The sequence below is a fragment of the Piscinibacter sp. XHJ-5 genome (assembly GCF_029855045.1).
In the GTDB taxonomy this organism is placed as follows: Bacteria; Pseudomonadota; Gammaproteobacteria; order Burkholderiales; family Burkholderiaceae_C; genus Albitalea.
On the sequence record NZ_CP123228.1, the window covers coordinates 4515620 to 4529044 of the forward strand.

Consider the following 13425-nt stretch of genomic DNA (forward strand, 5'->3'; position numbering starts at 1 on the left):
AGACGAGCTCGCTTGAACCTCTGTGGTTCAAACAAGAACCAGGAACAACCGCCATGGCCTTTGACGAAGCCATCACACGCTCCTCGCGAAGCATTCCGACGGCAGCAGGCGTCCGCCGTTGCAGCAGCGGCACAGCTCGTCGCGACCGATCACGGCGTGGCGCTTGTGCAGCCCCAGCGGGCGGTCGGTGTGCGACTCGATGACACGCTCGATGCCGGGGTCGAACGACGGCTGCGCGAAATGGGTGGCGCCGGTCGGGGTCGCGACGACGCGGCCGTCGCGCACGACCGGCACGCCGTCCTTCAGCACCCACGCGGGTCGGCTGAACATCGCCTCGGGGTCGCCCTGCTCGCGATAGACCGCGACATCGGCGGCCGCACCGATGCCGAGCTGGCCGCGGTCGCGCAGCCCGAGCAGGCGCGCCGGTGCGGCGCGGGTCATGATCGCGATCTCGTACAGCGACAGCTCGCGCCGGATCTCGCGCAGCGCCGATTGCGCGGCCACGTCCGGATGCAGCTTCGCCAGCTGCTCGTCGCGAAAGCCCTTGTCCATCAGCAACCGGATCAGGTGCGGATAGCTGGTGAACGGCGCGCCGTTGGGATGGTCGGTGGTGAGCACGATGCGCCACGGGTCGCGCACCAGCAGGAACAGCTCCAGCCCGATGCTCCACTGCAAGGCATTGACATAGCTCTCCTCGCGATAGCGGAACGGCACCACGCCGCAGCCGGCGTCGCACTCGATGTCCGCGCCTATCCACTTGCGCGGGCTGGCGAGGTGCGCATTGGCGTGCTGGCGCATCGTGTCGGCGGACGCGGTGACGGTCTGGCCGAAGAGGATCTGGCCGACGTCGATGGACACGTTGGGGTGCGCGTTCACCGCCTCGGCAAGTTGCAGCGCCGCCGACGAGAACTTCTTCGGCCCCTCGGTGCCGTAGCTGTGGAACTGCACGTGCGTCAGGTGACCGGGCAGTCCCTCCAGCGCGGCCATGGTGGCCAGCGTCGAATCGATGTTGCCGGCCACGCCGAGGTTGCTGGCGTGGATGTGCAGCGGATGTGCCAGCCCGAGCTCGGCAACGGCGCGCGAGAGCGCGCCCACCACCTGGCGCGGCGTCACCTGCCAATGCGTGTGCGCCTCGTCGACGTCGAGCCGGCGCTGGTTGAACTTGAAGGCCGAGATGCCCGCCGGGTTGACGACCTTCACCCCGAGCGCCTTGGTGGCATGCACCACCCAGCCGACGTAGTCGCGCAGGCGCTGGGGATCGGCCTTCGCCGACAGCAGTCGCAGGAACAGCTCGTCGTTGCCGAGCATGACGTACGCGCCATGGTCGACGATGGGAATGTCGCCCATCTCCATGTGGGCCTGGCGCGCGTTGCTTGCCACCATCGCCGGCTCGAACACCGAGGTGTAGCCCATCTCGGCGTAGCGGTATCCGGTGGCCAGCGTGCCCGGCGTGCACAGGCCGCACGATGCCAGCTCGAGCGCGTTGTCGGGCAGCGGCACCGGCGAGATGCCGCGGCGATGGTCCTCGGGCATCAACAGGCGCGCGAGGTTCATCTTGCCGCCGCCGATGTGGCTGTGCAGGTCGACGCCGCCCGCCATCAGGATGCAGCCGGCCGCATCGATCTCCTGGTCGACCGGCTCGCGCGGATCGAGCGCGGCGATGCGTCCGTCGCGCACCGCGATGTCGCGCACCTCGCCATCGATGCCGTTGGCCGGATCGAAGACCCGCCCGCCGCGCAGCCGCAGCGTCGTCATGCGCGCGCCCCGAGCCGCTCGTCGAGCCGCGACAGCACGCCGGCCGCATCCGGCAGGCCGTCGTCGCGCACCGGATGCAGCGGCACCACGATGCCGCCGTCGGTGCGGAACAGATGACCTCCCGCGTTGAGACCCGGCGTGGCCACCGGCACGAAGACGCAGTCGCCGAGCGCGTCCTGCGCGCGCAGCCGCTCTGCCATCGCCGGCGGCCCGAGGACGATGCGCGGCAGGTCGACCCGCGGCGGCAGCCGCGCCGGGTCGAAGCTCGAGACCCAGAGCAGGCCGTCGACCGAGGCGTCGGCGAGAAGTCGGTCGGCATCGAAGCGCAGCGGCTCGTGCTCCAGGCCGGCCGGTCCCGCGCGCGTGCGCAGCGGCAGCCCGGTGAGCCAGGTGAAGGTCTGGTTCACGCTGTACGCGCCGTCGCTCCCGCCGAGCCCGAAGCTGGCGGCCCGCGTGCTCAGGTTGAGCGTGGCGACGAGGCGATTGAGCGCCTCGACGATCAGCGCGCCCTGCGCGGGCAGCACGCCCGCCTCCCACACCAGCACGGCGTAACGCGCGGCGCGCAGTTGCGCCGCCAGGTCGACGAGGCTGACATCCGCATCGCGGGGCCGCTGCCGCGCCACCAGCGCGGCCAGCTGCTGCACGTCGCCGAACAGGTCGCCGCTGCCCGCGACCACCTGGGCACGTGCCGTCTGGGGCAAGCCCGCAGGCAGCGCTGCAGCCAGGAACACCAGGCGGCGGCAGGGGCTGTCGGGCTGTTCCAGCCCGCAACGGCGAAAGAACTCCGGGTAGTGCGCGATGGCCTGCGTGCCGACGCAGACGATCATGTCGGCGCGCTCGCGGATCTCGGCCAGGGTGGTGGTGTACTGGCCGCGGTCCTGCGTGGCGCGCAGGCCATGCATCAACGCCGCGCCGTCGGCGTGGTCGCAGATGGCGCCGGTGCGCAGCGCCAGCCGGCACAGCGCTCGCGCGCCCTCGACGTCGGTGCCCAGCCCGCCGAACAGCGGCTGCTGCCACAGCGCCAGCCGGCTCGCCGCGGCGTCCAGCGCCTGCTCGCGTGACGCCGCAGCGCCGTCGACCCAGGCCTGCGGTGCAGTCGCCGGCCGCGCATGGACGGCCAGCGAAGCCGTGGCGCGCGGGCAGTCCGAGCCGCGCAACCGGGGCGCGGCCACGTCGTCGACGGAGAAGTCCTCGCACAGCAGCGAGCAGAACGGACAGGTCCAGGCTGCGGGCGCGGAGGGGATGGGTTCCATGGAAGACCTGTCTCCGCAAGCCATGTGCCAGCGGCCGCGGTCCCGCCGGCGCAACGCCGACGTCGTGTCGATGAGCAGACTGTGCCGCGGGCGCTGCAACAGTGTGTCGCGGTCCTTCGAAGGCGGTTTCGCAGGTCGGGCTGGGTGAATGCTCCCCTCTCCCGCGAGCGGGAGAGGCCGCGATGGCCTCACCTCTTCGTGGCACGGTTCGTGATCATGCCGGCCATGGCCCGTCAACCCGTTCCGATGTGCCCGTCGTGCAATGCGCTGGCCACCAGCCAGCCGGCGGCCCCGGCCGCGGCGCCTGCCTGCAGGTCGGCGCCGTCTCGGATGCCGCCCGCGCCGATCCAGGTCCGCTCGGGCGCCATGGCACGCAGGCGCGCGAAGGTGGCGAGGTCGGGACCGCTGCCGGAACCGACGCGGTCCAGCGTCATCACGACGAGCGTCGACGGCCATGCCCGAGGACGCGTCCACGCCCCCGCGGGATCCATCGGCGACGCGTGCCGGCAGTCGAGCGACAGGATCGCCTGCGGATCGCTCGCCAGCCCGGCCAGCGCGTCGGGTCCGGCCAGCGATTCGCTGCCGTACACCGGCCGCAAACGCGCGGCGTGCCGCCCCAGGGCTTGTCGCAGCGCCTGCGCCGACGCACGGTCGCGAAAGCCTGCGTCGACCCACAGCGTCAGCGCGGGATCCATCGCCAGCAGCGCGGCCAGCGTTTCGGTGTCCGCAGCGCGGCCCTGGATCGCGTCGAGCTCGGCCACGTACAGCACCGGGTCCGAGCCGGCGGGCGGCGGGCAGCGCGCGAGCAGCGCGGCCGCGACATCGCGGGGTCGGCTGCCGGCAACCAGCCGCGACACGATGGGGCGGTATGCGTGGCGCTCGCCCCGCTGTGCGCGCACGACGTGGCCGCCCAGCAGATCGAGCACCGGAATCACCTGGAGGGAAGGAAGCAGCAGCATGGGACGCATCTTCGTCTACGAGTTGCTGAGCGCAGGCGCATCCTGCGCCGCGGAGCCGGCAGACGCCGAGCTGCTGGCCGCCGGCAGGGCGATGCGCGACGCGATTGTCGGCGACCTGCTGCGCCTGTCCGGCTTGCACGTGACCTGCGCGGTGGGCGGCGCACCGTCGTTCCCGCACCGACCCAGGCTGACCACCGCGTCGCCGCGCCCCGGCGAGCCACCCGCGGCCTTCGTGCAGCGACTGGCGCGGCAGCACGACGCGAGCTGGGTGGTGGCACCGGAAACCAACGGCATGCTGATGCGGCTTCACGACGCCGTCGGCGCCGCGCGGTGGATGGGCTGCAGCGCCGCGGCCATCCGCATCGCCTCGAGCAAGCGCGCCACTGCCGCGCTGCTGGATGCCCACGGCATCGCGACGCCGCTGGCCGCCGTGGACGCGCAGCGCTGGGTCGTCAAGCCGGACGACGGCGCGGGGGCCATGGCCACGCGGGTGCATGCCAGCCGCCCGGCGGCTCTCGACGACCTGCGGCGACGCGAAGGCGCCGGGGGTGCCGCGACGCTGGAGCCCTTCGTGGAAGGCGAGCCGCTGTCGATCTCGCTGCTCGCCGGCCCGCATCGCGTGGAGACCGTCGCGCTGAACCGCCAGCAGCTCCGGATCGACGGCGAGGGCTGGATCCACGACCTCGGGGTGCACAGCCACGCCGTCGACCCGCGAACCGATCCGCGCGCGCCGCGGCTGCAGGCGCTGGGGCGCGAGGTCGCGCGCGCACTGCCGGGCCTGGGCGGTTTCGTCGGCATCGACCTGGTCTGGAACGAGAGGCGCGGACCGGTGGTCATCGAGGTCAACCCGCGGACCACCTGCGCCTACGTCGGCCTGTCGGACAAGCTGCAGCGAAACCTCGCGGCCGATGTCCTGGCGCTGCATGCGGCGCGAAAGGCGGACGATGCCGTGGCCGCCTGACGCCGTTCTCGTCGGCTGGGACATCGGCGGCGCGCACGTGAAGGCGTGCCGCGTGGAAGCCGGCGAGGTGCGCGACATCGCGCAGTGGCCCTGTCCGCTGTGGCAGGGCCTGCATCACCTGGATGCGGTGCTGGGCCAGGCGCGCCAGCGCTGGCCGCAGGCGTGGTCGCGCGAAGGCCGCCATGTCGCGACGATGACCGGCGAGATGGTCGACCTGTTCCCCGACCGCGCGCACGGCGTCGCGCAACTGGCGGCGCATCTGGCCGAGCGGCTGGGGCCAACGCTGCGCCTGTACGCGGGCCCGGGCCGCTGGGTGGCGCCACACGACGGCGCAGCCTCGTGGCAGGCCATCGCCTCGGCCAACTGGCGCGCCACGGCGCAATGGCTGGCCCCGCGCGTGCGCGAGGCGGTCCTGGTCGACATCGGCAGCACGACGACCGACCTCATCGCGCTGCGGGACGGCGCCATCGCGGCGCGCGGCGCCAGCGACGCCGAGCGCCTGGCCAGCGGCGAGCTGGTGTACCAGGGCGTGGTGCGCACGCCGCTTTGCGCGCTGGCGCCGCGGGTGCCCTTCGGCGGGCAGGTGGTGAACGTCATGCACGAGTTCTTCGCCACCACGGCCGATGTGTACCGGCTGACCGGCGAGCTCGACCCGGCGCACGACCAGCAGCCCACGGCGGACGGACAGCCCAAGGACCTGCCCGCGACGCGCCGGCGCCTGGCGCGCATGGTGGGACGCGACGCCCTCGACGCCCTGCCCGCACAGTGGCTCGAGCTCGCGCAGGCCTGGCGCACCGCGCAACTCGAGGACATCGCCGGCCAGTTCGCGCGTGTCGCCGAGGACGCAGGAGTCGGCGCCGATGCGCCGGTGATAGGCGCGGGCTGCGGCGCCTTCCTGGCCGCCGCGCTCGCGGCGCGGGCCGGCCGCCGGTACCGGCGCTTCGCGCAGTGCGCGCCGCAGGGGCCGGCGGATCCGTTCGAATACTGGGCCGACGTTTGCGCGCCGGCCGTCGCGGTCGCGCTGCTGGCCGCAGGAGGAGACTGAGACGATGTGGGTGGTCAAGCTCGGCGGCAGCCTTTCGCGCGACGCACGCCTGCCGCACTGGCTGCAGATGCTGGCCGAGTTCGGCGGCGGCCGCGTCACGGTGGTGCCGGGCGGCGCCGCCTTCGCCGAGGCCGTGCGCGACGCGCAGGCGCACTGGGGCTTCGACGACGTGGCGGCGCACAACATGGCGGTGCTGGCGATGGCGCAGACGGCGCAGATGCTGCACGCGCTGGAACGCCGCCTGGTGCTGGTGACCGACGAGGACGGCATCCGCAGCACGCTGCATTCAGGCCGGCCCGCGCTGTGGCTGCCGCTCTCGCTGCTGCGCGACGCGCCCGATCAGCTGACGAGCTGGGAAGTGACCAGCGACAGCCTGGCGCTGTGGCTGGCGCGGCGGCTCAACGCCGAGCGCCTGGTGGTCGTCAAGGCCTGCGAGCTGAAGCCCGGCCACACCATCGCGGACCTCGGCGCGACCGGCGTGCTCGACGTGCGCTTCGGTCACTGGGCCAGCGACGCGGCCTTCGTCATCGAGGTGGTGCAGGGCGACGAGATCGAGCGGGTGCGCGATGCGCTGCTGGGCCGGCCGGCCGTGGCTCCGCCGTTCGTCGCGACCAAGGCGAATGCAGGGGCGAGGTTGCCGCGCAAGGGTCGCAAGCCGGCGGTGTAGTCGTGCCCACACGAATGCGGCAAGGGCCGCGTCGGCCGCCCTTGCCTCGCCAGCGCCGGCGATCAGGTCTTGATTTCGGCCTTGGTTTGAACGACGGCCCTCGTGACATCGGCGAGGACGCGCTCCTTGGAGGCCGTGGGCGCTTCCGCCAGCGTCTTTCTGACAGCACTTTGGATCACCGCATCGAGTCGGAGCTGGGCATCGGAGGCCATGTCGGCGATGCGCATCATCTTGTAGAAGTCGTGCACCTCGCCGAACCAGGTCCGAACACCCGGTTTGATGCCCAGTTCCGTTTCGCACCACTCACGCGCCGGCGGCACGCCCCCGAGGAGCGCGAGCTCCGCGAAGAATCGGGTGGATGAATCCAGCGCGGCGCCCAGCGCAAGGATGTGTTGCGCCAATAACAGCCGCGCCTCGTCCTGGCGCAGCGCTTCTACCAGCGTTTCTTGCTCTTGCGCTTCGGGGCAGTCCTTCGAAACGTGTGTGCCGCCGAGTGCGAAATAGATCATGTTGATGTAGCGGTCCCGCGCAGACAGTTTCTTGCATTTCTTGGATTCGATCGTCTGGCTCGCCTCCGTCGCGATCTTTAGCAGCGATCTGCGGAAATGGTCGGTCAGAGTGGGTACGAGGGGCTTCTGGATCGAATGGTTGCCTGCCACGGTGACGCCAGCGTTGCCGATTCGGGTCTTGGGCGATGGCGTTTGGACCTCGTCGCTGGACCTTTTCTGCGCGGGCTTTCCCGTGCTGGGGTCGTGGCCCGATCGCTCGGCAGCGAGTTCCAAGGACTTGGATTTGCCGGGGCCTTTCACTTTGGCGGGTGCCGCCCACGCGCCGGCTGAGTTCTCGCCGGAATTTCTACCGCTGTCGGGTTTGGGAGTGTCCTCATGCGTCTGCGCAATTTGAGGCAAGACCATGGCGTTGCGCCTTACCAAGGGTCTCGAACCCTTCGCACTGGCGGGATCGGCGGGACTCTCGAGCTTCGTTTCAGTCGTTTTGGCTTGGCCGTCATTGGAGGACGCCTCTTGATCCTTCGGATTCGTTTCCATTGCTCGCACCTTTCGAAAAGCAAGGGGATCACTCTAGCGAGCGCCTTGCAACCGAACATCCGCCAACTTCCGAGCATCGACCCGTCTTTCGCCTAGGTCGAAGGCTGATCCGCTGATTGACAGGACCGGAGCACCAAACCGCCGGCTTGCGACCCTTTGCGCGGCAACGTCGCCTTGGCGCGATGAACGGCGCAATGGCGGCCGGACCGACGAGCAGCGCGTTACGCACGCGATCGATCTCGTCGGCGGCGCGAAGCAGCAGCGGGTCAGATGCGGCACTGAGCCGCACCTTCAAGCTCTCGCGCGATCCTCGCTTTGAGTGTGTGCAGGCCTTGGCCGACTTCCGACCGTGAACATCGCCAACCGCAAGCGCAGGCCGCGTACTCGCTGCGGGTCCAGCGGCCCCGCCCGCCCGCCTTCGCACACCGCGCTGCGAAATCCCGCGAAATCCGGCGCCAACTTACGCAGCGCCGCTGCATCGTCGGCACGAAGCGCCCCCGCCAACCCGGCCAGGCAGTTCCATCCCTGCACCAGGGCCACGAAGCGCGCCAGCACCTCCACCGGCACGCGCTGCAGCAAGCTCCCGCCGCGCTTGTCGGACGTATCGAGCATCAATGCAGGAAAGGCCCGCTGGCGCAACGCCGCCTCGACCAGCGCGGCATCGACACCCAGGTCTGCAAGCAGCACCGGCACGACCGGCGCACCGCAGCGCGCGAGCGCGCTCAGCAGCGGCGCCGCCGCGGCGCACGGCGACACGCCCACCTTGACGTAGTCGACGCCGCACGCCGCCACGTCGGCAACGCGCCGCAGGATGGTCTCGCGTTCATGCGCGTCCAGATCGCCCACCGTCGCGCTGATCGGGATCTCGGGGCACCGCGCCCGCAGCACGGGCACGATCTTCGCGATGCGAGCCGGCGCCAGCCCACCGAGTGCGCCGGCCGCCGGGTCCTTCAGGTCGATGAAGTCGGCGCCGGCACCGGCAGCGGCCAGCGCTTCGTCGGCGTCGCGCACACTCACCAGCAGCCGCGTCATCCGGCGACCCTCGCCTGCGCCGCGCGGTGACGCGCCACCGCCTGCTGCAGCCATTCCCACGCTTCGAGCTCGGCCGGGCCGGCGGTCTTGTCGATCGCGATCTGGAGGTAGCGCATCTCACCGTCGATCTTCTCGGCCGGCAGCATGTGCAGCCGGCTGATCAGCACCGCCCCCTCGATCACTGCCGCCTGCGCGCGATTGAAGCCGCGAAACGGCGCGTGCTGCGCTTCGTGCACGCGCGCCAGCCGCAGCACCGGCCGCTGCGCGTCCTCCCGCTGCTCGACCAGGCGCAGCACCGCATGGCCGAGCGCGCAGGCCAGCCGCACCGCCCGCGCACCGTCCACCTCGCCCGCCGGCACGGTGGACCACTCGCGCCGGCCGGTGACGCAGCCCGCGAACACGCGCACGTCGGTCAGCAGGTTCAGCACGGCGACGCCGGTGCCCACGATGTTGTCCAGCGTGGTGGACGGCTTGAACGGCATCAGCACGACCTCGTCGCCGACATAGCGCGCGCCCATCGGCGCGACATGCACCGCGCCGGCCGCGGAGCAAGTGGTGACGACGGTCTCGAAGATCTGGTCGGCCATGGTTCAGGCGCTCTTGTGGGTCAGCGTGCTGCCGGGTGCGCAATGCGCCTCGAGATCCTCCGGCGCGCGCTCGATCGCGCAGCCCCAGTCGAGTTCCTGGTCTTGCACGTAGCGCTTGCCGAGCTGCCAGGCGATCTGCGCGCGTGCAAGTTCCACGCCCATGTAGAAGGCATGCGCCGCGTCCTGCTCGAGGCCGAGCCGCGGCCACAGCGCGAACGGATCGCGGGCCAGCCGCAGGCCGTCGCGGTTGTAGACGTGCAGGCCCTCGCGCGACACCTGCACGCGGAAGTTCGGGTCGCGCACCTGGCCCGCGATCGCCGCGATCTCCTCGGGCTCGTCGGGAAACGGCCGCTTGGCGTGCACCGTCATCAGCGCGTCGGACAGGCCCTTGGGCAGCATCTGCTGCGAGGCCGCGGCATGCATGATGCGGCGCGCCCAGTCGGCCTCGCGGACGGCGCGCCGTGCGTGCGGACTGACCTGCGTGGTGAGGATGGCGCCGGCGCGAAGCTCGGCCGCGATGCCGAGCAGCACCGCGTTGATGCCGCTGGTGTCGGCCTCGATCAGCTCGGTGAGGTTGCCCACGCCGAGCATGATGGGCGCCTGCGGAAAGCGTTCGCGCAGGCGCTGATAGCGCACCAGCGAGGCCAGCAGGCCGTACGGTATGGGGTCGAGGATGGCGTCGGCGAGGAAGCGGCGCCCGCGGGACTGCATCGTGTCGACGGCCGCCCACAGCGAAGCCTCGTCCTGCGGCGAGCGGCCGATCAGCACCGGCGTGGCGGCGACCTCGTCGGCGATCCACAAGGTGTCCGGCGTGAGGCTCAGGAGGTAGTCGGCGCCCGCGCGCCCGCCGCGCAGCAGCTCGTCGCTGTCGAGCGAATCCACGCTCACGGCGTAGCCCTGCGCCCTGAGGGCCTTCACGCTGTCCTCGAGATGCGCAAACGCCGTGTCGGGCAGGCAGCCGAGGTCGATGACGTCGGCGCCGTCGGCGACCAGCGAGCGCGCGCGCGCGACGATCGCTTCCACGCCCAGACGCGGGGCGTCGACGATCTCCGCGAAGATGGCCACCTCGTAGCGGTCGAGCGCCACCGGGCTCCCGCTGCGCTTGAAGAACATCGGCAGGTCCTTGAGCTCCTCCGGGCCGCGCTGCACCGGCACGCCGAAGTGAGCGGACAGCGCGTCCACGTCGCCGCGACAGCGTCCGGGCACGACGATGCGGTCGGCGGCCAGCGGCGCGGGCACGCGGCGGCGGATCATGTCGGCCGTCATCAGCGCCGCCACCTGCAGCCCGATCTCGCGCACCTCCCAGCTGAAGGGCGCATCGGCCGCATCGGGCGCCATGCCCGCCAGCACGCGGCGCAGCGCGGGCTCGGCCAGCCGGCCCGTCAGGAAGACGATGTGTTCCATGCCAGCGACAGCTCGGCGAGCCGCTGGGTCAGCGCGGCCTCCAGTTCGGCGGTGGAGCACAGCACGCGGCAGTGGTCGATGCTGCGCAGCCGCTCGACGTTGTCCAGCTCGATGTTGCGCGGCCGCAAGGTCACCCAGTCGTGCGGCGCTCGCGTGACGACCACCGGCTCGGTGTCGCAGGCGAACACCAGGCCCGGGATGCCGAGCTTGCCGGCCTGGGCGAACATGTTGGTGGGCAGCGTGTCGCTGATGCCGAACGCGCACTTGGCCACCGTGTTGCTCGTCGCCGGCGCCACCACCAGCGTGTGGTAGGCCTCGGTGTACAGCTCGCCCACCGGCACGGCGCTCATCGTCTTGTCGCGGAAGATGCGAAAGCGCTCGCGCAGCGACTCGATGCGCAGTCCGTACATCGGCAGCACCTCTTCGGCCGCGGCCGAGAGGAACAGGTCGACCTGCGGCAGGCGCGATGCGAGCGCGATCGACTCCTCGAGGCAGTGGCCCGAGCCGGTCAATGCCCAGGCGAAACGCTTGAGCCCGTCGCCTCCGCCGGCGCTCACCCGCTCTGCGTCACCGGGATGCACAGCTTGTGCATCCGCCGGTACAGAGTGTTGCGGCTGATTCCCAGCGACTTGGCCACATGGCTCACATTCCAGCGCTGCGCCGCCAGCTGCTCGAGCAGCTCCTGGCGCTCCCGCGCATGCTCTGCCGACAGCGCCAGCGGAGCGGCTTCGCCGGCCGGGCTGCCCGGCTCCGGGGTCGCCGGGGCGGCCAGCGTGGGGAAGTGGTCCAGTGTCAGGGCAGCGCCATCCGCCAGCGCGACCGCGCTGCGCAGGACATGGTGCAGTTGTCGCACGTTGCCGGGCCATGGATGGCGCATCAGCAAATCCCAGGCCGCAGGATGGATGGCGGCGTCGGGCCGGCCTTCGTCGGCCAGCACGTTGCGGATCAGCTCGGCGCGGTCGCTGCGCTCGCGCAGCGCGGGCAGCTGCAGCTCGATGCCGGCCAGGCGGTAATACAGGTCCTCGCGGAAGCCGCCCTCGGCCACCATGTCGGCCAAGTTGCGGTGGCTGGCGCTGATGAGCTGGAAGTCGACCGGCTTCGGCTCGTCGGTGCCCAGCGGCGTGACCATGCGCTCGTCGAGCACGCGCAGCAGTCGCGCCTGCAGCGCGAGCGGCATGTCGCCGATCTCGTCGAGGAACAGCGTGCCGCCGTCGGCCTGCGCGATCTTGCCGCGCCGCCCGCTCTTCTCGGCACCGGTGAAGGCGCCGGCGCGGTAGCCGAAGAGCTCGGCCTCGATGAGCGTCTCGGGCAGGCTTGCGCAATTGATCGCGATGAAGGGACCGTCGGCGCGCGGGCTGTCGGTGTGCACCGAACGGGCGAACACCTCCTTGCCGGCGCCGGTCTCTGCGCGCAGCAGCAGCGGCGTTCCGCGCACCACCACGCGCCTGGCGGTGTTGAGATGCGCCTCCAGGCGCGGGTCGGCGAAGGTGGGCTTGCGCTGCAAGCGCGGCGTCGATGCCGCGGGCAGCGACAGCATCCGGCTGCGCGGGGCGACGGCTTGCCGCAGCGGCGACGGGTCGGCCACGCGCGTGAGTCCGCTGCTCTCGTCGCGCGCCGGCTGGCGCGCCACCGCGAAGAACCGATGGGCGGCATTCGCGCGGTACGTGACGACCGGATGGAAGGCCGCGCGCGAGCTGCGCTCGAGCATGTCGTCGAGCGTGGTCTGGAAGATCTGGTCGAGCTTGAAGCCGCGCAGCTCGCGCACCGAGCCCGCGCCCAGCTGCAGCAGCGCACTGCGGTTGGCGGCCAGCACCTGCCCTTCGCCGTCGACCACGAGCTTGCCTTCGTGCAGCGTGTAGACGAACTCGGGACGGCTGTGGAAGTGGATCGGGTGCGCGTCGCGAAAGCGCTGGTCGATCAGCCGGTTCTCGATCATGCGCGCCGTCATGCCGAGCAGCACCAGGAGGTGCTGCTGCGCCATCGTCGAGCGGCTGCTCACGTCGAGCACGGCAGTCATCTCGCCGGCCGGGTCGTACAGCGGCACGGCCGAGCAAGTGAGCGAGGTGTACTGGCTGAGGAAATGGTCGGTCTGCTGAACGACGATCGGCCCGGCCTCGGCCACGCAGGTGCCCATGCCGTTGGTGCCGGCCTCGGCCTCGCTCCAGACGGCGCCGACCTCCAGGCCGAGCGGCTGCACCTGCCGCTCGAAGTCCGGCGAAGTGACCATGTGCAGGATGACGCCCTGCGTGTCGGTCAGCACCACCGCCGATTCGGGATCGCCGAGCTGCTGGTAGAGCGTGGTCATCTCGTAGCGGGCGCAATCGAGCACGGCCGCCATGCGGCCCTGGCGCGTGGGCAGCTCGGCGCGGCTGAGCACCTGCGGCCGCCGGCGCTGGGTGGGATCGAGATGATGCTCGTTCAGGCACCGCGCCCACGACTGTGCGACGGCATCGCTGGTGAGACTGCGGGCGCCTCGCTGAACGACATCCAGGACCCGGTTCGCGTGTTGCAGCGGATCGCTGATGGGCATTGTGTTGTCTCCGGTGTTCGCTCTGGGCGGACTGCCTGCCTGACGAATCTGGGCCCGATTCTGTAATAACGGCGAGCAAAGCGCACGCCGAGTTTGTGAACCTTGGTTGCGCACCGCCCACAGGCGGCCTGCGCGGGTTTTCCATGAGAGCGAATGGCCTGCAAGTTGCAATCCGGCCCTCATCGC

Annotated in this window: 12 protein-coding genes; 3 read left to right on the forward strand and 9 right to left on the reverse strand. The window is 71.2% G+C overall.

Annotation, left to right across the window (positions count from 1 at the left end; genetic code table 11):
• Positions 1–72 precede the first annotated feature (72 nt).
• From P7V53_RS21315 to P7V53_RS21325, 3 genes are all read right to left on the reverse strand, one after another.
• Positions 73–1755 (reverse strand): formylmethanofuran dehydrogenase subunit A, encoded by a 1683-nt coding sequence (locus P7V53_RS21315; RefSeq protein ID WP_280151519.1) that lies wholly within the window; start codon positions 1753–1755, stop codon positions 73–75.
• Entirely contained in the window at positions 1752–3008 is a 1257-nt protein-coding gene (locus P7V53_RS21320) for a formylmethanofuran dehydrogenase (RefSeq protein WP_280151520.1), read from the reverse strand. The genes P7V53_RS21315 and P7V53_RS21320 overlap by 4 nt, the downstream gene beginning before the upstream one ends.
• A gap of 233 nt (positions 3009–3241) precedes the next feature.
• On the reverse strand, positions 3242–3976 hold the full coding sequence (locus P7V53_RS21325) for a HisA/HisF-related TIM barrel protein (protein ID WP_280151521.1): 735 nt from the start codon (positions 3974–3976) through the stop codon (positions 3242–3244).
• On the opposite strand from P7V53_RS21325, the gene P7V53_RS21330 reads away from it, so the two are divergent.
• From P7V53_RS21330 to P7V53_RS21340, 3 genes are read left to right on the forward strand one after another with little or no spacing between them, the layout of a single operon-like run.
• A complete protein-coding gene (locus P7V53_RS21330) occupies positions 3966–4928 on the forward strand; it encodes an ATP-grasp domain-containing protein (RefSeq protein WP_280151522.1) in 963 nt (320 codons plus the stop codon). The genes P7V53_RS21325 and P7V53_RS21330 overlap by 11 nt on opposite strands.
• Entirely contained in the window at positions 4912–5973 is a 1062-nt protein-coding gene (locus P7V53_RS21335) for a hydantoinase/oxoprolinase family protein (protein WP_280151523.1), read from the forward strand. The genes P7V53_RS21330 and P7V53_RS21335 overlap by 17 nt, the downstream gene beginning before the upstream one ends.
• A gap of 4 nt (positions 5974–5977) precedes the next feature.
• Positions 5978–6640 (forward strand): aspartate kinase, encoded by a 663-nt coding sequence (locus P7V53_RS21340; RefSeq protein ID WP_280151524.1) that lies wholly within the window; start codon positions 5978–5980, stop codon positions 6638–6640.
• Positions 6641–6702: 62 nt separating this feature from the next.
• Here P7V53_RS21340 and P7V53_RS21345 read toward each other — a convergent pair whose 3' ends face one another.
• From P7V53_RS21345 to P7V53_RS21370, 6 genes are all read right to left on the reverse strand, one after another.
• A complete protein-coding gene (locus P7V53_RS21345) occupies positions 6703–7686 on the reverse strand; it encodes a hypothetical protein (protein ID WP_280151525.1) in 984 nt (327 codons plus the stop codon).
• Positions 7687–7977: 291 nt separating this feature from the next.
• Positions 7978–8718, reverse strand: a complete 741-nt coding sequence (locus tag P7V53_RS21350; RefSeq protein ID WP_280151526.1) for a (5-formylfuran-3-yl)methyl phosphate synthase — start codon at positions 8716–8718, stop codon at positions 7978–7980.
• Positions 8715–9305: a DUF447 domain-containing protein gene (locus P7V53_RS21355; RefSeq protein ID WP_280151527.1), complete on the reverse strand. Its 591-nt coding sequence runs from the start codon at positions 9303–9305 to the stop codon at positions 8715–8717. Before P7V53_RS21355 ends, P7V53_RS21350 begins: the two co-directional genes overlap by 4 nt.
• A gap of 3 nt (positions 9306–9308) precedes the next feature.
• Positions 9309–10709 (reverse strand): DUF6513 domain-containing protein, encoded by a 1401-nt coding sequence (locus tag P7V53_RS21360; RefSeq protein WP_280151528.1) that lies wholly within the window; start codon positions 10707–10709, stop codon positions 9309–9311.
• Positions 10688–11266: a flavoprotein gene (locus tag P7V53_RS21365; RefSeq protein ID WP_280151529.1), complete on the reverse strand. Its 579-nt coding sequence runs from the start codon at positions 11264–11266 to the stop codon at positions 10688–10690. Before P7V53_RS21365 ends, P7V53_RS21360 begins: the two co-directional genes overlap by 22 nt.
• Positions 11263–13239 (reverse strand): sigma-54-dependent Fis family transcriptional regulator, encoded by a 1977-nt coding sequence (locus P7V53_RS21370; protein ID WP_280151530.1) that lies wholly within the window; start codon positions 13237–13239, stop codon positions 11263–11265. The genes P7V53_RS21365 and P7V53_RS21370 overlap by 4 nt, the downstream gene beginning before the upstream one ends.
• Positions 13240–13425: the final 186 nt, after the last annotated feature.